The following is a 295-nucleotide window of genomic DNA, read 5'->3' as shown; positions in this document are numbered from 1 at the left end:
CCGTCTTTGTTGGTCAGCGTGATGGTGTAGGTGATCTCGCCGCCTTCGGTGACCGAAGGGGTCGCGGTCAGCTTGGCCACCACTTCGTCGGTGGTGTCAGTCACCTGAACCGAAGCGTCGCCGCCCAGTTGCAGGTTCTCGAAGGTACGGCCATCAACGTCCACAGCAGACTTGATGCCCAGGCTGATCTGGCCAGCGTCGTTATAGACGTCATCGCCCTGTGCAGCATGGGTGTACGGTGCACTGGTTTCGCCAGCCTTGATGGTGACCTGGGCGTTGTTGCTCAGGGTCACGA

At 60.3% G+C, this 295-nt stretch carries 1 protein-coding gene; it reads right to left on the bottom strand.

All coding sequences use genetic code 11. From position 1 onward, the window contains the following. Positions 1-295 (bottom strand): immunoglobulin-like domain-containing protein (locus tag CAY82_RS25550; RefSeq protein WP_140399198.1); only part of this gene is annotated, 295 nt, incomplete at both ends.

The organism is Pseudomonas sp. SID14000 (genome assembly GCF_002165135.1).
Classification (GTDB): domain Bacteria; phylum Pseudomonadota; class Gammaproteobacteria; order Pseudomonadales; family Pseudomonadaceae; genus Aquipseudomonas.
This window is presented reverse-complemented; position numbering and strand designations above follow the sequence as displayed.